Source organism: Micromonospora sp. CNZ309 (assembly GCF_002846525.1).
In genome coordinates this window covers 6,832,421-6,850,067 of record NZ_PJNG01000001.1, presented here as the reverse complement: position 1 = coordinate 6,850,067, position 17,647 = coordinate 6,832,421, and the positions used below count along the sequence as shown (strand labels likewise).

18 protein-coding genes are annotated in these 17,647 nt (G+C 74.1%); 8 read left to right on the top strand and 10 right to left on the bottom strand.

All coding sequences use genetic code 11. From position 1 onward, the window contains the following. Nucleotides 1-188 precede the first annotated feature (188 nt). A complete protein-coding gene (locus tag CLT72_RS29480) occupies nt 189-1,469 on the top strand; it encodes a hypothetical protein (RefSeq protein WP_101414535.1) in 1,281 nt (426 codons plus the stop codon). Between the two features lie 66 nt (nt 1,470-1,535). Next, on the top strand, nt 1,536-2,444 hold the full coding sequence (locus CLT72_RS29475; protein WP_101414534.1) for a 3-methyladenine DNA glycosylase: 909 nt from the start codon (nt 1,536-1,538) through the stop codon (nt 2,442-2,444). Between the two features lie 193 nt (nt 2,445-2,637). On the opposite strand, the gene arfB is transcribed toward CLT72_RS29475, so the two are convergent. From arfB to CLT72_RS29440, 7 genes are all read right to left on the bottom strand, one after another. Continuing rightward, nucleotides 2,638-3,063, bottom strand: a complete 426-nt coding sequence (gene arfB / locus CLT72_RS29470) for an alternative ribosome rescue aminoacyl-tRNA hydrolase ArfB (RefSeq protein ID WP_089001601.1) — start codon at nt 3,061-3,063, stop codon at nt 2,638-2,640. Between the two features lie 9 nt (nt 3,064-3,072). Then, nucleotides 3,073-3,375, bottom strand: coding sequence for a hypothetical protein (locus CLT72_RS29465; RefSeq protein ID WP_144082355.1), 303 nt, complete (start codon nt 3,373-3,375; stop codon nt 3,073-3,075). A gap of 109 nt (nt 3,376-3,484) precedes the next feature. Next, nucleotides 3,485-4,348 (bottom strand): S1C family serine protease, encoded by an 864-nt coding sequence (locus CLT72_RS29460; RefSeq protein WP_101414532.1) that lies wholly within the window; start codon nt 4,346-4,348, stop codon nt 3,485-3,487. Between the two features lie 44 nt (nt 4,349-4,392). After that, a complete protein-coding gene (locus tag CLT72_RS29455) occupies nt 4,393-5,352 on the bottom strand; it encodes a VWA domain-containing protein (protein ID WP_101414531.1) in 960 nt (319 codons plus the stop codon). Then, nucleotides 5,349-6,365, bottom strand: coding sequence for a DUF58 domain-containing protein (locus CLT72_RS29450; RefSeq protein WP_101414530.1), 1,017 nt, complete (start codon nt 6,363-6,365; stop codon nt 5,349-5,351). Before CLT72_RS29450 ends, CLT72_RS29455 begins: the two co-directional genes overlap by 4 nt. Further along, nucleotides 6,362-7,411, bottom strand: a complete 1,050-nt coding sequence (locus tag CLT72_RS29445) for an AAA family ATPase (protein ID WP_089001606.1) — start codon at nt 7,409-7,411, stop codon at nt 6,362-6,364. The genes CLT72_RS29450 and CLT72_RS29445 overlap by 4 nt, the downstream gene beginning before the upstream one ends. A 269-nt stretch (nt 7,412-7,680) precedes the next feature. After that, a complete protein-coding gene (locus CLT72_RS29440; RefSeq protein WP_101414529.1) occupies nt 7,681-8,208 on the bottom strand; it encodes a hypothetical protein in 528 nt (175 codons plus the stop codon). Between the two features lie 403 nt (nt 8,209-8,611). On the opposite strand from CLT72_RS29440, the gene CLT72_RS29435 reads away from it, so the two are divergent. Further along, nucleotides 8,612-9,601 (top strand): endonuclease/exonuclease/phosphatase family protein, encoded by a 990-nt coding sequence (locus CLT72_RS29435; RefSeq protein ID WP_486484391.1) that lies wholly within the window; start codon nt 8,612-8,614, stop codon nt 9,599-9,601. 4 nt (nt 9,602-9,605) lie between these two features. On the opposite strand, the gene cimA is transcribed toward CLT72_RS29435, so the two are convergent. After that, nucleotides 9,606-11,186: a citramalate synthase gene (gene cimA / locus CLT72_RS29430; RefSeq protein ID WP_101414527.1), complete on the bottom strand. Its 1,581-nt coding sequence runs from the start codon at nt 11,184-11,186 to the stop codon at nt 9,606-9,608. A gap of 341 nt (nt 11,187-11,527) precedes the next feature. Here cimA and CLT72_RS29425 point away from each other — a divergent pair, with 341 nt between their 5' ends. The 4 genes from CLT72_RS29425 (at nt 11,528) to CLT72_RS29410 (ending at nt 14,047) form a co-directional block, all read left to right on the top strand. Beyond that, a complete protein-coding gene (locus CLT72_RS29425; protein WP_101414526.1) occupies nt 11,528-12,088 on the top strand; it encodes a peroxiredoxin in 561 nt (186 codons plus the stop codon). Between the two features lie 2 nt (nt 12,089-12,090). Beyond that, complete coding sequence (gene ahpD / locus CLT72_RS29420; RefSeq protein WP_101414525.1) at nt 12,091-12,621, top strand: alkylhydroperoxidase, AhpD family; 531 nt, start codon at nt 12,091-12,093, stop codon at nt 12,619-12,621. A 168-nt stretch (nt 12,622-12,789) separates the two neighbouring features. Then, entirely contained in the window at nt 12,790-13,248 is a 459-nt protein-coding gene (locus tag CLT72_RS29415; protein WP_101414524.1) for a PRC-barrel domain-containing protein, read from the top strand. Between the two features lie 34 nt (nt 13,249-13,282). Beyond that, a complete protein-coding gene (locus CLT72_RS29410) occupies nt 13,283-14,047 on the top strand; it encodes a tyrosine-protein phosphatase (protein WP_374208827.1) in 765 nt (254 codons plus the stop codon). 67 nt (nt 14,048-14,114) lie between these two features. Here the strand turns inward: CLT72_RS29410 and CLT72_RS29405 are convergent, their stop codons facing one another. Further along, the gene (locus CLT72_RS29405; RefSeq protein ID WP_101414522.1) at nt 14,115-15,212 is read right to left on the bottom strand and encodes a branched-chain amino acid aminotransferase; all 1,098 of its coding nucleotides are present in this window, start codon (nt 15,210-15,212) and stop codon (nt 14,115-14,117) included. A 194-nt stretch (nt 15,213-15,406) separates the two neighbouring features. Beyond that, the gene (locus CLT72_RS29400) at nt 15,407-16,438 is read right to left on the bottom strand and encodes a 3-isopropylmalate dehydrogenase (protein WP_089001618.1); all 1,032 of its coding nucleotides are present in this window, start codon (nt 16,436-16,438) and stop codon (nt 15,407-15,409) included. 222 nt (nt 16,439-16,660) lie between these two features. Between CLT72_RS29400 and CLT72_RS29395 the strand changes: the two genes are divergently transcribed. Further along, the gene (locus CLT72_RS29395) at nt 16,661-17,506 is read left to right on the top strand and encodes an FAD:protein FMN transferase (RefSeq protein WP_101414521.1); all 846 of its coding nucleotides are present in this window, start codon (nt 16,661-16,663) and stop codon (nt 17,504-17,506) included. Nucleotides 17,507-17,647 lie beyond the last annotated feature (141 nt).

Here is a 17,647-nt window from a genome sequence, read left to right as displayed (position 1 = left end):
CCCCGACCAAGGCCGCGACGAGGCGCGCGGACCGACCACCGGCGCACCCTGGAGGTCCGGGCCACCGGCGCGTCCGGAGGCCGGGCCGTGCACCATACGCCTCCGCCCGCCCGGCCGGGCCGAGTTCGCGACTTCGTACCCGCCCGGCGTCGCCGCGCCCCTAGCGTCGGCTCCGGAGGTTCGTTCGTATGCCTGCATCGACACGACACCACAGGGCCCTCGCAGTGTTCGTACACTGCCTCGGCATTCTCGCCGCCGTGCCGGCACTGCCCGCGGCGGCCCCACCAGCGGCGGCCGCGCCACCACCGGTGGTCGCACCGACGCCGGAGCCGGCGATGCCGTCGGCGCCGCCGGCGGTGCCCAGCCCGACCCGGGCCGCCCCGCCGGTGGCGAAACCGCCGGTCACGGTCGCGGTGGTGCCGGAGAGCACGCCGGCGCCGCGCTACCGCATCCAGGTCCGCAACAGCGGCGGTACGCCGGTGGACACCACCGTCCGGCAGGAGCTGCCGCCCGGCGCCTCGGCGACCGCCATCACCGACGGGGGCCGGGCCACCCGGGGCACCGGGCAGTCGGCCACCGAGGTGACCTGGCAGCTGAAGCTGCCCGCCCGCAGCACCACCACCCTGGGCACGGCGCTCACCACCACCGCCCCGGCCCGGCCGCTGACCGCGCCGGCCTGCGCGTTCGCCCGCGACGGCAGCCGGCCGTACGACTGCGCGACCGCGACCTGGAGTGCGGCCGCGCCGGCCGCGGCGCCCGAGCGGACCGAGGCGCCGCCGTGGCGCCGGCCGCCGGTGCTGCTGGCGGGGCTCGCCACGGTGGCGGTGCTCGCGGTGGGCGGGGCCTGGACGTGGCGCCGACGCCGCCGACCGGTCGCCGCGGCCCTGACCGGCGAGGGGCCGGGGACGGTCTACCCGCGCCCGGCCGCACCGCGCCCGGAGCAGCTGCGCCGCAAGCCGTCCGTCTGGTTGATCGTCCCGGTGGCCGCCGTGGTGCTCGCCGGCACGCTGGGCACCGCCGCCTGGACGGCCACCCGCAAGGTCGCCTCCGTCGACCCCGACAGCCAGCCGACCAGCGGCGCGTGGGTCGGCCGTGGGGTCAACGGCACGGTGGGCGAGCCGCTGCGCGAGTCGGCGTTCGAGTTCACCGTGTACCGGGTGTCGTGCGAGCCCGGCACGGCGGCCCGGCAGTGCCAGGCCACGGTCGGGGTGCGCAACCTCACCCCCGAGCAGCAGAGCTGGCACGGCCGGCTGCAACGGGCGTACCTGCCGGACGGCAACTTCGTCAGCACCGACGAGCAGGCGACCAGGGCGGCCAACCAGGGCCGGGACGTCTTCGCCCAGCCGATGGCCGCCGGCAGCCGGACGGTGCTGCCGCTGGTCTTCACCGTCGACGGGAAGGCGCCACCGCAGCAGTTGGAGCTGCGCAGCGGGGTGTTCTCCGCCGGGGTCCGGGTGGACGTGCCCTGACCGGGCGCGGGGCGGCGGTCGTATCCTGGGGTCCGTGACCGCCGCCGGGGTCAGAGGCCCGAACCGTTGACCAGCATCCCCGCCGCAAGCTGGCTTCCCCTCCTGGAAGCTCACGAGAAGCGCGCCGACTCCCTCACCGCCGGCCACCGCGCCCGCAAGGCCACGAGGGAACGCCACGCGATCGATGACTTCTTGTACGACTACTACGGCACCCGCCCCTCCGTGCTCCGGCGCTGGCACCCCGGCGTGGGCATCTCCTTGGAACCGGGACCGCACGGTTCTGCCCCACACCGGCAGTGGCGTTGGTATGCCACGGACGCGGACGGGATCGTGAGCTTCGACGTCGCAGCGTTCCTCGCCGACCGGGCCGAGTCGGTGCGCTTCATCCATCGGCTGTTGTCCGCCATCTCGTCACGACCAGCCTTCACCGGCTGCTTCGGCCTGCATGAGTGGGCGATGGTGTACCGCCAACGTGAGCATCGGCATCCACTCCCCCTGCGACTTGGGCAGGAGGGAACTGACGCGGTGGTCGAGTCTCACCAGATCCGCTGCACGCACTTCGACGCGTTCCGGTTCTTCACCCCTGACGCGGTTGGCCTCAACCGGCTCCAACCAACGAGGGAGAGCCAGGCAGAGCTCGACCAGCCGGGTTGCCTGCATGCCTCGATGGACTGCCACAAGTGGGCAACCAAGCTGGGCCCTGCGGTTCCGGGGGACCTGGCGCTCGACTGCTTCGAGTTGGCGAGGGACATCCGGCTGCTCGACATGCAGGCGTCCCCGTACGACTTCTCCTCCTACGGGGAACCGGCGGTAGCCATCGAGACTCCTGAGGGCAAGGCCGAGTACGTCGCGCGGCAGCGCGAGTTCGCGCAGCGTGCCGCGCCGCTGCGGGCGCGACTGATCGCGCAGTGCGACCGGCTGCTGTCGACGACCGACGGGGTGAGCGGGCCCGCCCGGCTACTGCCTGCCTCGTGAGCCGTGACTGGCTGTGCCGACTCTCGACGGCGGCGGCGCAGTCCGCTCGCCTGATACCACACAGGTATTTTTATGCCCCACAGGTATCAGCGTTTCCGGCGGCAGTGGTCCATCGGCTTGCGCGCCTTCCAGGTCTGCCGCCTCCCAGAACGCCGCCGGGAGTGCGACCAGCCCCAACACTTCTGAAACACGCCTAGTCGCCGTCGACGCGGCGGTCGCGCTTGCGCTGTGACCGGCGCTTCTTCTCGGCCAGGCGGCGCTCCTTCGCGCCGCGCGAGGGGCGGGTGGGCCGGCGGGGCGGGGGCGGCGGGGCGGCGGCCTCGCGCAGCAGCGCGGCGAGTCGTTCCCGGGCGGCCTCCCGGTTGGCCAACTGCGCCCGGTGCTCGCTGGCGGTGACGGTCAGCACGCCGTCGACCAACCGGCCGGCGAGGCGTTGCAGGGCGCGCGCCCGCAGCGGCTCGGGCACGCCGGGCGAGGCGGCCAGGTCGTAGCTCAGCTCCACCCGCGAGTCGGTGGTGTTGACGCCCTGCCCGCCGGGCCCGGACGACCGGGAGAAGCGTTCCCGCAGCTCGGCGGCGGGCACGGTCCATCGGTCGGTCACCCGCAGTCCGTCGTCCACTCCCCGAGGCTAACGCCCCTGTCGCTCGCTCGGGGTGGCGGACGGGCCGGGGGTCCGCCCCGGTGCGGCGGGGTCGTCGTCGGGGCCGGCGGCGGCGTACGCGACCGCGCCCACCAGCAGCAGTGCGATGATCCCGATCTTCGTGGTGGCCACCTTGATCAGCAGCCACGCGGCGCGCCGGGCGCCGGGCACGGTCTTCCTCACTGTCTGGTAGTCGGCCCACCCGCGTCGTGCCCGGGCGTACGCCGACCCCACACCGGTTCCGATCAGCAGGCCCACCAGCAGGAGGGCCACGATTTCAGGACGCTCCACCCACGCCAGTATCCATACTCAGCGTAATATTTCCATTGGCCGATCATTCCGGGCCGGGTATCCGACAGTTTTCACATTCCCGGGCCGCCCCAGACGGCTCGTACGCAGCTCAGCCGCCCTTGCCGATGATCGTGTCGGCGGTCTGCTGCACCTGCTCGATGGGAATGGCGAAGCCGATGCCGATCGAGCCGTTGCCGTCGATCGTGGCGATGGCCGTGTTCACCCCGACCACCTCGCCGCGCGCGTTGACCAGCGGGCCGCCCGAGTTGCCCGGATTGATCGAGGCGTCGGTCTGCACGGCGGTGTGCCGGTTGTCGCCGAGGCGCACCTGCCGGTCCAGGGCGCTGACGATGCCGGCGGTGACGGTGCCGGGCAGCCCCAGCGGCGAGCCCACCGCCAGCACCGGCTCCCCCACCCGCGTGGCGCCCGGCTTGGCCAGCGGCAGCGCCGCCAGGCCGGCCGACGGCGGCACCCGGAGCACGGCGAGGTCGCTGCGCGGCTCCCGCCCGACCACCTCGGCGGCGTACCGCCGCCCGTCGGGCAGCTCCACGGTCACCGAGCCGCCGCGTCCCTTGGCCAGGATGTGGTCGTTGGTGATGATGTGCTGCTGGTCGTCGACGGCGAAGCCGGAGCCGGTGGCCGAGGCGCCACCCGCCCCGCCCACGAGCACCGACACCACGCCCGGCACGGTCTTGCCGGCCGCGGTCACCAGCTCCGCCGGGACGGGGGCCGCCGAGGCCGCCGCCGGGCCGGGTGTGGCGTCGCGTCCGGCCACGACGCCGCCGGCCACCGCCCCGGAGACGGTCGAGAGGGCCACCACCGCCAGCGCCGCCAGCACCAGCCCGCCCGGGCGCCGTCGGGCCGGACCACCGTCCGGTCCGGCCCCGTCCCACCGGGGCCGCCCGTCGAGATCCAGCTCCGGCGAGATGAACCAGGGGCCGCGCGGTTCGCCCAGCCCGGTCTGCACTGCCATGCGTACGCTCCTCACGTGTCCTTCTCGACGGTGGTCGTACGGGATCAGGGCAGCCGGGCGAACCAGCGCATCGAGCCGGCCGCGGCGCCCATGGCGAACACCAGCCCGAGGCCGATGAACCGGGCCGAGACGTCCTGCCGTTCGGTGCGGTAGCCGACCGACGTGCCGATGTCGTCGTAGACGGCGCGCAGCTCGTCGCTGGTGCTGGCCTCGTGGAACCCGCCCCCGGTCTCCTCGGCGACCGCGCGCAGGGTCTGCCCGTCGACGGGCACCTGGATCGGCCGGCCACCCCGGTCCACGGTGCCGCTCGGGGTGCCGAACGAGATGGTGTGCACCGGCACCTTCATGTCGATCGCCTCGGACGCCGCCTCCATCGGGTCCATGCCGGAGGTGTTCGCCCCGTCGGAGAGCAGGATGATCCGGGCCGGCGGCGGGTCCTGCGCGGCCTGGCTGTCGAAGCCCTTCACCGCGCCGAGTGAGGTGCTGATGGCCTCCCCGATGGCGGTGCCCTGCACCCCGGTGGCCCCCTCGACCAACCGCTCGATGCCCTCGTGCAGCGCCTCCCGGTCGGTGCCCGGCGGCACCAGCACCGCCGCGCTGCCGGCGAACGCGACCAGCCCGACGTTGAACTCGTCCGGCAGGCCGTCGATGAAGCGCCGGGCGGACTCCTTGGCGGCGCTGAGCCGGTCCGGTTCCACGTCGCCGGCGAGCATCGAGGTGGAGACGTCCACGGCGACCATCACGGTGGCCCGTTCGCGGGGCACCCGCACCTCCGCCGTGGGCCGGGCGAAGCCCACCACCAGCAGCGCCAGCATGGCCAGGAAGAGCCCGGCCGGCACGTGCCGCCGCCAGGCGGGTCGGTGCGGCGCGACCCGGTCGAGCAGCCGCAGGTTGGTGAAGCGGACGGCGTACCGGCTGCGTCGGCGCTGCATCAGCAGGTAGCCCACGGCCAGGGCGAGCACCCCGAGCAGCAGCCAGAGCCGGACGGGCGACTGCCAGATCACGCCGCACCTCCCCGGGCCGTCCGGGCCGGGGCCGCCACGAGCCGCCGCTGGGCGTGCACGTGCCGCACGATGTCGGCGCCCCAGTCCCGGTCGGTGCGCAGCGGCAGGTGCGTGGCCCCGCTGCGGCGCAGCGCCTGGCGTACCTGCTCGCGCTGGGCGCTCGCCGCGGCGGCGTAGCGCTCGCGCAGCGCGCGGTCGCCGGTCCAGACCTCGCGCCGCCGCCCGGTCTCCGGGTCGACCAGGGTGACCAGGCCGACGTCGGGCAGCTCCAGCTCCCGGGGATCGGTCACCTCGACGGCGAGCACCTGGTGTCGCACGGCGAGGCGGCGCAGGGGCGCCTCCCAGGACGGTGCCCGCCCGGGATCGTCGGGCAGTGCGTCGAGGAAGTCCGAGACCACCACGACGAGGCCACGGCGCAGCGCCACCCGGTGCACGGCGGCCAGCCCGTCGGCCAGGTCGTCGCCCGCCGGCGGCGGGTCGTCGCCGTCGTGCCCGCCGACGCGCGGGGCGGTCAGCAGGGCCCGGAGCAGCCCGAGCAGGTGGGTACGCCCGCTGCGGGGCGGGAACCGGCGCAGCCCGTCCGGGCCGAGCACCTGCGCGCCGAGGCGGTTGCCCACGCCGGCGGTCAGGAAGCCGATCGCCGCCACGGCCGCCACGGCCAGCTCGCGCTTGTCCAGCTCGGCGGTGCCGTACTCCATGCTGGGGCTCGCGTCGACCAGCAGCCAGGTGGTCAGCTCCCGGTCGGCGTCGACCTCGCGTACGTGCGGGACCGTGGTGCGGGCGGTCACCGCCCAGTCCATCCGGCGCACCTCGTCCTCACCGGGCCGGTACTCCCGGCTGCCGGCGGTCTCGCTGCCCGGCCCGGGCAGCAGGCCACGGTAGCGGCCGTGCAGCAGCCCGTCGAGCCGGCGGGTGACGGCCAGCTCCAGCCGGCGCAGGCGCCGGTCGGAGGTGAGGTCGGCCAGTCCCGGTGCGGTCGGCGCGCCGGCCGGCGCGCTCCCGCGCCACCTCATGCCGCCGCCAGGTCTGCCGCGTGTTCCGGGTGGCCGGCCGCGACGCGGGGCGGCGGTACGGCCTCCACGAGCCGCCGGACCACCGCCTCGGCGGCCACCCCGTCGGCGACCGCGTCGAAGGAGAGCACCAGCCGGTGGGCGAGCACGTCCACGGCCAGTTCCCGCACGTCCTCGGGGAGCACGTACTCGCGGCCGCGCAGCAGCGCCTGGGCCCGCGCGGCGCGGACCAGGCCGAGCGTGGCCCGGGGGCTGGCCCCGTACGCGAGCAGCGGGGCGAGTTCGGGCAGGCCGAACCGGCCGGGGTCACGGGTGGCGAAGATCAGCCGGACGACGTACTCGGCGATCGCGTGGTGCACGAAGACGTGGGCGGCGCGGGCCTGGAGTTCGCGCAGCCGCTGTGGGTCGAGCACCCGCCGGGCGACGGGCCGGTCGGCGCTCATCCGGTAGAGGATGGCTAGTTCGTCGGCGTCGCTCGGGTAGTCGACGACGATCTTCATCAGGAAGCGGTCGCGCTGCGCCTCCGGCAGCTGGTAGACCCCCTCCGACTCGATCGGGTTCTGGGTGGCCAGCACCAGGAACGGGTCCGGTACGGCGTAGCTGTGCCCACCGATCGAGACCTGGCGCTCGGCCATCGCCTCCAGCAGGGCGGACTGCACCTTTGCCGGGGCCCGGTTGATCTCGTCGGCGAGCACCAGGTTCGCCATGACCGGGCCCAGTTCGATGTCGAAGTCCTCGCGCGACGCCCGGTAGATCCTGGTGCCGACGATGTCGGAGGGGACCAGGTCCGGGGTGAACTGGATCCGGGAGAAGGTGCCACCCACCACGGTGGCCAGGGTCTGCGCGGCCAGCGTCTTGGCCACCCCCGGCACGCCCTCCAGCAGGCAGTGCCCGTTCGCGACGAGGGCGGTGAGCAGGCGCTCGACGAGCCGATCCTGCCCGACGATCACGCGTTTGACCTCGAAGAGCGTCTGTTCCAGGTCGGCCGGGGTCGCATCGGGATCGGCCGGGCTGGGCACGCTGGCCAAGGTGTCCGAGATGTCCGTCACGGTGCTTGCTTCCCGTGCCGACGGCCGGACAAACGTCGGATTATCACCGCCGGGCCGACCCTTACCGGCCCGAACCAGGACAACCCTCCGACCCAGCCCCGACGGACACGACCGCACCCCAGCCAGCGTCGCCTAGGCAGTTGTCGCGCCCCACCTGAATCCAGGGCTCAAGTCCCACCACCGGCTGCGTGATCGACCTGCGATGGGGCGGGACCACGCGGCGGCGCCGGCCCTCGCGCGTGGCGGGGGCCGGCGCCGTCAGCGGGTGCTCAGTTGGCGATGACCAGGTGGAACGGCCGGTCGGCGTAGCTTCCCGACGAGTTGCGGGTCTGGACGAAGACCGCGTTCGGCGTCTGGAGCCGAGGCGCGACGGAGATCTCGCCGCCCGGGGGCACGTTGTACGGGTCGGTGGTGCCGATGGTCGCCACGAACGTCTCCAGCGAGACGTTGTAGTTGAACAGCACCTGGTACTGGCCGGGGCCGTACCGGGTGGCGGAGACCGCCTCGGGCGAGCCTCGGAGCAGGGCGCCGCCGCTGGATACGACGGCGGAGGCGACGGTGCCCGGCGCGGTCGCCTGGGCGGACGGGCCCTGCGCCAGGGCGGCCTTGGCCTTGCGGGCCTCGGCGGGGGTCACGGCGGGCTGGCCGCCGGAGCCGGGCTGCCGGACTGCCGGCTGGGCGACCTCGGCGGGCGCCTTGGCCGCCGGCTGGGCGACGGCGATCCCGCCCCCGGCCAGGGTGAGCGCCAGCGCGGCGAACGCCACCGCCACCGCCTTGGGTCGGAAGAGTGTGGTCATGACAGGTCTCCCTTTTGTTGACCGTGCGGATTCGGCCTGTCCCACCGATCGAGGGACGGCTGATTTCCATTTCTTGGGCCCGGGGAAAATGAGCGACAACCGCCTGGAGCCCGCACCTCAGGCCGCACCCTAGATGTTGTCGTCTCAACAATTTTCACCGGCTCTGAGCTGGCATTACTACTCAGAGTTTCGACGTCTCAACCCACTGGAAGGTAGCACCACAAAAAGCGGGACGTCAATAGTTGATCACGTTCTGCTAATGGCTTCACTCCGCCCCGGAAAATTGTGAGAAGCGAGCGCTCAGCCATTCACGAATGCGTCGGGGCGGCGCGCCCGGCGCGCCCGGTGCCGCCCCGTCCGGGCCACCACGGGGGTGCGCGGGCGCTACCCTCCAGCGGTGATCATCGAGGCTCCACGGCGGGCGCCGGGCGGCCGGGCGGCACGGTTGCGCACCGCGCTCTGCTGGGCCGCCGTCGCGCCCGGGGCCGCCTGGGCGGCCGTACGACTCGGCGGGCTCGACCGGGGACCGCTGGTGCAGCTGCTCGCCTTCACCCCGTACGCCGCCGCCGGGAGCGTGCTGCCGTTGCTGCTCGCGCTCGCCCTGCGGCGCCGCTGGCCGGCGGTGGTCGCGGCGCTGGTCACGGCGACCCTGGTGGCGGTGGTGGCGCCCCGGGCCCTGCCGTCCGGCCAGCCCCCGGCCGACGGGCCAACGGTACGGCTGCTGACCGCCAACCTGCTGGCCGGGGCCGGCGACGCGCGGGCGCTGGTCGACCTGGTCCGGCGGCACCGCGTCGACGTGCTCGCCGTGCAGGAGTTCACCCCGCGGGCCGGGGCGGAGCTGGACCGGCTCGGCCTGGACCGGCTGCTCCCCCACCGGCAGCTCGACCCGCGGGTCGGCACCGTCGGCTCCGGGCTCTACGCGCGGTTCCCCATCGGCGAGGGCGGCGTCCGGCACAACCGGGGCGGCTGGGGCTTCGACCAGTCACACGGCACGGTGGCGGTCCCCGGGGCGCCGGCGGTGCGGGTCGAGTCGGCGCACCCGTCGGCCCCGTACGCGCTGGACCAGGTCGGCCACTGGCGCGCCGACCTGGCGGCGCAGCCGCCCGCCACCCCGGACGGGCCGCTGCGGATCCTCGCCGGCGACTTCAACGCCACCCTCGATCACGCGCCGCTGCGCGCCCTGCTGGACACCGGCTACGTCGACGCCGCCGACCAGGCCGGCGCGGGCCTGGTCGGCACGTGGGGCCCGTACGACGGGGACCCGATCCCGTCGGTGGTGATCGACCACGTGCTGGTCGACCGGCGCATCGCCGTGCGGGCCGTCACGGTGCACCGGGTCCCGGGCAGCGACCACCGCGCCGTCCTGGCCGAGCTGCGCCTCCCGGCCGGCTGAGGGCTCAGACCCGGGCCCGGTCGAGGCCGTAGGTGAGCGCGTCGACGAGGGCGTGCCAGGACGCCTCGACCACGTTGGGGTGCACGCCGACGGTGGTCCAGTCGCGGCCGGCGCCGTCGACCGTCTCCAGCAGCACCCGGGTCACGGCGCCGGTGCCGTGGGTGCCCTCCAGGATCCGCACCTTGTAGTCGGCCAGCACGAAGTCGCGCAGCTCCGGGTAGTGCCGGGCCAGCCCCACCCGCAGCGCCTCGTCCAGGGCGTTGACCGGACCGTTGCCCTCGGCGGTGGCGATGACCCGCTCCCCGCGTACGCGGATCTTGACGGTCGCCTCGGAGACCACCGACCCGTCCTCCCGGTGCTCGACCAGCACCCGGTACGACTCCAGCGCGAACGGCCTGGCGGGCGCGGTGTCCAGCTCCGAGCGGACCAGCAGCTCGAACGACGCGTCGGCGGCCTCGAACGACCAGCCGCCGGCCTCCAGCTCCTTGACCCGCCGGGTGACCCGCGACAGCGCCTCCGGATGGCCGGCCAGGTCCAGGCCGAGCTCGCGGCTCTTGAGCTCGACGCTGGCCCGGCCGGCCATCTCGGTGACGAGGATCCGCATGTCGTTGCCCACCACCTGTGGGTCCACGTGGTTGTAGAGCAGCGGATCCACCTTGATCGCGCTCGCGTGCAGCCCCGCCTTGTGGGCGAAGGCCGCGGCCCCGACGTACGCCTGGTGGGTGTCGGGGGCGATGTTGGCGATCTCGGCGATGGCGTGGGAGACCCGCACCATCTGCCCCAGGCAGCCGTCCGGTAGGACGGGCAGCCCGAGCTTGAGCTGGAGATTGGCGACCACGGCGAAGATGTCCGCGTTGCCGGGGCGCTCGCCGTAGCCGTTGGCGGTGCCCTGGAAGTGGCGTACGCCCGCCTCGACGGCGGCGACGGTGTTGGCGACCGCGCAGGACGTGTCGTTCTGGCAGTGGATGCCGAGCAGCTCCGGGTCGACGCCGAGCCGCGCGGTCACCTCGGCGATGGCGGCGGTCACCTGGGACGGGAGCATTCCGCCGTTGGTGTCGCAGAGCACCACCCGTTCGGCACCGGCGGCGAGCGCCGTCTCCACCACGGCGGCGGTGTAGGCGGGGTCGGACCGGTAGCCGTCGAAGAAGTGCTCCCCGTCGACGAAGACGCGCCGCCCCTCGGCGACCAGGTGCGCGACCGTGTCGCGGATCATCGCCAGGTTCTCCCCCGCAGTGGTGCGCAGCGCCCGCTCGACGTGCCGCAGGTCCGCCTTGGCGACCAGGGCGACCGCCGGCGTCTGCGCGTCGAGCAGCCCGCGCACCTGCGGGTCGTCGGCGACCGGCACCCCGGCCCGCCGGGTGGCCCCGAACGCGACCAGCAGCGCGTGCTTCAGGTCGAGCTCGGTGCGCGCCCGCCGGAAGAACTCGGTGTCCTTCGGCACGGCGCCGGGCCAGCCTCCCTCGATGAAGCCGACCCCGAACTCGTCGAGCAGCCGGGCCACCGCGAGCTTGTCGACCACCGAGTAGCTCAACCCCTCGCGCTGGGCGCCGTCGCGCAGCGTCGTGTCGTAGACCTGGAACGTCATCAGGGAGTCCTTTCTCAGAGCAACAAAAAGACCCCCCGCGGATGCGGGAGGTCTGCGCGCTCGGCGGAGGGGAGGCCGGCGCGCTAGGTGCGAATAATCAGGTGGGTGCTGGTCACGGTCGCCACTCTGCCACCCGCCCCCTGGTTTTGGGAGGCACAATCCACATGGCGGGACGGTGACGGAGGGTCGCGATACCGCATCGGCGGGCGGTGCGCCGGCACAACCCGCCGCCGGTGATCGACTTCACAAGTCACCTGGCCGCCATCCGGCGGAAACGGGGCTACGGCAGAATCTGGAATTGATCCAGTTACCGGCCTTCGTGCCGCTGTCAAGGAGGACCTGTGCTCACTGTCGGTGACCGCTTCCCCGAGTACGAACTCACCGCTTGCGTGTCGCTGGACGCCGACAAGGCGTTCGAGTCGATCGACCACAAGTCCCACCAGGGGAAGTGGCGCGTCGTCTTCTTCTGGCCGAAGGACTTCACCTTCGTCTGCCCGACCGAGATTGCGGAGTTCGGCCGGCTGAACGAGGAGTTCGCCGACCGCGACGCCCAGGTCCTCGGCGTGTCGGTGGACAACGAGTTCGTCCACTACGCGTGGCGCAAGGACCACCCGGACCTGCGCGAGCTGCCGTTCCCGATGCTCGCCGACGTCAAGCGCGAGCTGACCGCCGCCTGCGGCGTGCTCGGTCAGGACGGCGTGGCCCAGCGGGCCACCTTCATCGTCGACCCGGACAACGAGATCCAGTTCGTCATGGTGACCGCCGGCTCCGTCGGCCGCAACGTCTCCGAGGTGCTGCGGGTGCTCGACGCCCTCCAGACCGACGAGCTGTGCCCGTGCAACTGGAACAAGGGCGGCGAGACCCTGGACGCCACCAAGCTCCTCGCCGGCGCCGGGGCCTGACCATGGGTCTGGACGCGATCAAGGCGGCTCTGCCGGAGTACGCCAAGGACATCAAGCTCAACCTCGGCTCCACCATCGCCACCAGCACGCTGACCCCGACCCAGGCCTGGGGCACCGCGCTGGCCTGCGCGGTGGCCGGGCGCAACCCGGAGGTGCTGCGGGAGATCGCCGCCGAGGCGGCCGACCACCTGAAGCCGGAGGCCGTCGAGGCGGCCAAGGGCGCCGCCACGATCATGGCGATGAACAACGTCTACTACCGGGCCAAGCACCTGATCGGCGACGAGCAGTACCAGTCGATCCCCGCCCGGCTGCGGATGCAGATCATCGCCAAGCCGGGCGTGGACAAGGCCGACTTCGAGCTGTGGTGCCTGGCGGTCTCGGCGATCACCGGCTGCGGGGTGTGCCTGGAGTCGCACGAGAAGACCCTGCGGGGCGCGGGCTTCAGCCGCGAGCAGGTGCACGAGGGGCTGCGCATCGCCGCCGTCGTGCACGCCGCCGCGGTCACCCTGGACGCCCAGGCCGCGCTCGCCTGACGCGTACGCCCGGTGGGCCGGTGCCGCGGTTGCGGCGCCGGCCCACCGTCGTCTCCGGCCCCGGCGAGCGCCGTTTCCGGTGCCGACCGCCCGGGTAGCTCTTGCGGAGGAGGCAGAGGACACCGGACCGGCGAGACGACTGGCGACAGTCGGGGCAGGAGTTGTCAGATGGACAGGCTCGACCCGCACAGCACCCACGGCAGCCCGGACCCGCTGCGCGGCGGCGGCCAGGGCGAGTTCGCCGGTGGCGCCCCCGCCGGCACCTTCGACCCGTGGCGGTACCGGGACACCGCGAGCGTGGCCGACGCCGACCTGGTCGGCTACAAGGTCGAGGCCACCGACGGCGGCATCGGCAAGATCGACAGTGCCAGCCACGAGGTCAACGGCAGCTACCTGGTGGTGGACACCGGCCCGTGGATCTTCGGCCGGAAGGTCATGATCCCGGCCGGCACCGTCAACCACGTCGACCACGACGAGCGCGAGGTGCACGTCGACCGGAGCAAGGACCAGATCAAGGCCGCCCCGGAGTACGACGAGACCGCCGACACCGACCCGACCTACCGGGACCGGCTCGGCGGCTACTACGGCGAGACGTACTCGGCCATCCCGCCCGGCACCGCCCGCTAGCCCGGCAGCACCGGCGCGCCACGGCCCCCCGCGGATCGCGGGGGGCCGTTACCGTGTCGGGGTGGACGCTGTCGAGGTCGGTCGCCGGATTCCCTTCACGACGATGTTCAACTTCCGTGACGTGGGCGGCCATGCCGGCCACGACGGCCGCCGGGTGCGCACCGGGCGGCTCTACCGCTCCGACTCGCTGCACCGCATCGACGACACCGACCGGGAGGCGTTCGCCGCCCTCGGCGTCCGCACGGTCATCGACCTGCGCCGCCCGTACGAGGTGGAGCGCGACGGCCGCGTCCCCCACTTCGACGGCCTGACCTGGCACAACATCCACCCCGAGCACGCCGAGTGGGGCGAGCGGCCCTACCGCCCCGGCACCGACCTGGCCCGCTACCTGGCCGACCGGTACGCCGACCTGGCCGGCACCGGCACCGCCGGGCTCGCCGAGGCGATCGGGCTGATCGCCGAGGACGCCAGCGCCCCGGTGGTGGTGCACTGCGTCGCCGGCAAGGACCGCACGGGCATCGTCTGCGGCCTCACCCTCGCCGTGCTCGGCGTGGCCGACGACCAGATCGCCGCCGACTACGCGCTGAGCACCGAGGCCGGCGAGCGCTACCGCGCCTGGTTCGAGGCCACCGGGCGGCAGGGCGGGCACACCCTGCCGGTGCTGACCTGCCCCGCCGAGGCCATGACGCTGTTCCTCGCCGAGCTGCGCGAGGCCCACGGCTCGATCGAGGGCTACCTGCGCCACGCCGGCGTCACCGACGCCCAGCTCGCCGCCCTCCGCGAGCACCTGCTCGACTGAGCCCGTCCCGGCGGCGTGCCGTCCCCGCGCCCGACGAGAGGGGGCGGGGACGGTGCCGCCAGGGCCGTCAGAGGATGCGGCGCACCCAGCCGTTCGGGTCGTCGCCCTTGCCGCGCTGGAGGTCGACGAGCTGCTGGCGCAGGGCCATCGTGACCCGGCCGGGCTCGCCGCCGCCGATGAGGAACTCGCCGTCGGGGAAGCGCACCTCGCCGATCGGGGTGACGACCGCGGCGGTGCCGCAGGCGAACACCTCGCGCAGCCGGCCGCTCGCGGCGTCGGCCTGCCAGTCGGCGAAGCTCACCGGCCGCTCCTCGATGCGGTGCCCGGCGTTGGCCGCCAGGGCGAGCACCGACTCCCGGGTGATGCCGGGCAGGATCGTGCCCGTCAGCGGCGGGGTGACCACCGTGCCGTCGTCGTAGACGAAGAACACGTTCATGCCGCCCAGCTCGTCGACGAAGCGGCGTTCCACCGCGTCCAGGAAGACCACCTGGTCGCAGCCGTGCTCGATCGCCTCGGCCTGCGCCACCAGCGAGGCGGCGTAGTTGCCGCCGCACTTCGCCGCGCCGGTGCCGCCCGGTGCCGCCCGGGTGTAGTCCGGGGAGACCCAGACCGTCACCGGCTTCACGCCGCCCGAGAAGTACGCGCCGACCGGCGAGGCGATCACCACGTAGAGGTATTCGTTGGCCGGCCGGACGCCGAGGAACACCTCGCTGGCGAACATGAACGGTCGCAGGTAGAGGCTGCCGTCCTCGCCCTCGGGGATCCAGTCCCGGTCGATCTCGACGAGCTGGCGCAGCGAGTCGACGAACGTCTCCTCGGGCAGCGGCGGCATCGCCATGCGTCGGGCGGACGCGGCGAAGCGGGCGGCGTTGGCCTCCGGGCGGAACATGGTGACCCCGCCGTCGGCCGTCCGGTAGGCCTTCAGCCCTTCGAAGATCTCCTGCGCGTAGTGCAGCACCGCGGCGGCCGGGTCCATCGGGATCGGCGCCCGCGCCTCGACCCGGGCGTCGTACCAGCCCTTGCCGTCGGCGTAGCGGATGGTGACCATGTGGTCGGTGAAGACCCGGCCGAAGCCCGGGTTGGCCAGCAGGGCGGCCCGGTCGGCGACGGATACCGGCGCGGGATTCGGACGGATCTCGAAGTCGAGCTTGTCACCACCGCTCATCGCGCTGACCTCCCTGCGGGACAACGGCACGCGGGTCCGCATGCCGAGAAACCTGGTGCGAGAAACTTACCCCGAACGGTCGTTCAGCCGGTAGCGCCGCCCGGGCGTACCGGCAGCGCCGGACGGGTGGACGCCGCCGGGCCACGGTGTGGCCGGGCGGCGCCGCGGGAACTGCGGGTGGGTGGCCGGCGGCCTCAGGCGGTGGCGTACCCGGCCAGCCGGTCGCCGACCTCCTCGGTGCGCAGTGCCGCACCCGGGGTCCGGCCGGCCAGCTCCACGCCTACGGCGGCGGTGACCCGGGCGGCGGCGTCGGCGTGCCCGAGCTGGTCGAGCAGCAGCGCCGCCGAGAGTACGGCCGCCACCGGGTCGGCCACGCCGCGCCCGGCGATGTCCGGCGCCGAGCCGTGTACCGGCTCGAACATCGACGGGTACGCCCCCTCGGGATTGATGCTGCCGCTGGCGGCGAGCCCGATCCCACCGGTGACGGCGGCGGCGATGTCGGTGAGGATGTCGCCGAACAGGTTGTCGGTGACCACCACGTCGTAGCGCTGCGGCTGGGTGACCAGGAACATCGCGGCGGCGTCGACGTGCTGGTACTCCGTGGCCACGTCGGGGTGCTCGGCGGCCACGGCCTCGAACGCCCGCGCCCACAGCGAACCGGCGTGGGTCAGCACGTTGGTCTTGTGCACGAGGGTGACCTTGCGCCGCTCCCGGCGCGTGGCACGGGCGAAGGCGTCGCGGATCACCCGCTCCACGCCGTGGCGCGTGTTCAGGCTCTCCTCGGTGGCGACCTCCGCCGGGGTGCCCCGGTGCAGCGCGCCGCCGGCGCCCGCGTACAGGCCCTCGGTGCCCTCGCGGACCACCACCAGGTCGACCTCGCCGGGCTTGACGCTCGCCAGCGGCCCGGGCACGCCGGGCCAGAGCCGCGACGGGCGCAGGTTGACGTACTGGTCGAAGGCGAAGCGCAGCTTGAGCAGCAGCCCCCGCTCCAGCACGCCCGGCGGGACGGTCGGGTCGCCGACGGCGCCGAGCAGGATCGCGTCGTGCCCGGCCAGCTCGGTCAGCACCGAGTCGGGCAGCACCTCGCCGGTGCGGTGCCAGCGGGCGGCGCCCAGGTCGTACTCGGTGGCGTCCACCCCCGGGAGCACGGCGTCGATGACCTTGCGGGCCTGCGCGACCACCTCGGGTCCGATCCCGTCCCCGGCCACCACCGCGATCCGTGCCACGTCCCTGTGCTCCCTCGCCTCGCTGTTTCGTCGACCGTACGCCGCCGTCCCGCCCCCCGGTACGAACCTTCCAGAATGCGGGAAAGTCTGATGCACAGGATCCTCCCAGGTGGCATTCATGGGGAGGTCATCTCCGCTGCCTAGCGTGATGGCGTACGGGTCGACGGGGGCCCGTGACGGAGGCCACGACGACGCGGCCGGCGTCAGCGAGGGAGCAGCGCCATGCGGATCGACCAGCAGCCACGGACCCGCTGGGTGGACCAGTCCGCCTTCCAGCCGCGCCGGCCCGACCTGCGGCTGGGCGCCCGCAGCCACCGCGTCGACCGGCCCGGCACCGTCGGCGGGGACCGGATCGCCGTCCGGCACACCGTGCGCACCTCGACGGCCGAATACACGCTGCTGCTCAACGCCCCCGAGTGGCTGGGCCGGCGCGGCATCGGGGAGGCGCTGCGCGACGCGGTCGCGGAGCTGCGCGCCATCGACCTCACCTACGGCCCGACCCGGCCGGAGAGCCTGGTCTCCCGGCTGCGCCGGGGCGAGATCAGCCCCGACTCGTACCCGCCGCTGGCCGACCTGGTGGACCGCTGCGCGGCGATGCGGGCCGCCACCGACGGCTGGTTCGACGCCTGGGCGGTGCCCGGCGGCTTCGACCCCGGAGGGCTGCTCGGCGGGTGGGCGGTGGAGCGGGCCGCCGCCCGGCTGCGCGCCGCCGGGGTGCACGACTACGCCGTGCTCACGGGCGCCGACCTGGTCGTACGCGGGCACGCGGCGCACGGCGGCCCGTGGCGGGTGGCGGTGCACCATCCGACGGACCGGCAACGGGCGCCGCTCGTGCTGGAGATGACGGCGGGCGCGGTCGGCACCTCGGGGGTGAGCGGCCGGCAGGGGCACGTGGTCGACTCGCACACCGGGGAGCCCGCCGACCAGCTCGTCGCCGCGACGGTCGTCGGGCCGGACCTCGCCGTCGCCGACGCCTACGCCACCGCGCTCTACGCCGCCGGGCCGGCCGGGCTGGCCTGGTTCCGCAACGGGTCGGACTACCGCGCGCTCTTCGCCCACCGCCGCTGAGCCCTCCGCCCGCCGCTGCCGCGCCACCAGCGAGGTGTTTGCGCGGGGGTGGGTGCGGCGTTTGACGGGTGCACTCCCGGCGGGCCGCCGGGAGGATTGCGCGATCGGCCCCCACGGTCTCGGCAACGACCGTGAGGGCCG

Coding starts and splice junctions, on each gene's coding strand:
- CLT72_RS29480 (WP_101414535.1), top strand. CDS start 189: ATGCCTGCATCGACACGACACCACAGGGCCCTCGCAGTGTTCGTACAC.
- CLT72_RS29460 (WP_101414532.1), bottom strand. CDS start 4,348: ATGGCAGTGCAGACCGGGCTGGGCGAACCGCGCGGCCCCTGGTTCATC.
- CLT72_RS29450 (WP_101414530.1), bottom strand. CDS start 6,365: ATGAGGTGGCGCGGGAGCGCGCCGGCCGGCGCGCCGACCGCACCGGGA.
- CLT72_RS29440 (WP_101414529.1), bottom strand. CDS start 8,208: ATGACCACACTCTTCCGACCCAAGGCGGTGGCGGTGGCGTTCGCCGCG.
- cimA (WP_101414527.1), bottom strand. CDS start 11,186: ATGACGTTCCAGGTCTACGACACGACGCTGCGCGACGGCGCCCAGCGC.
- ahpD (WP_101414525.1), top strand. CDS start 12,091: ATGGGTCTGGACGCGATCAAGGCGGCTCTGCCGGAGTACGCCAAGGAC.
- CLT72_RS29415 (WP_101414524.1), top strand. CDS start 12,790: ATGGACAGGCTCGACCCGCACAGCACCCACGGCAGCCCGGACCCGCTG.
- CLT72_RS29405 (WP_101414522.1), bottom strand. CDS start 15,212: ATGAGCGGTGGTGACAAGCTCGACTTCGAGATCCGTCCGAATCCCGCG.
- CLT72_RS29395 (WP_101414521.1), top strand. CDS start 16,661: ATGCGGATCGACCAGCAGCCACGGACCCGCTGGGTGGACCAGTCCGCC.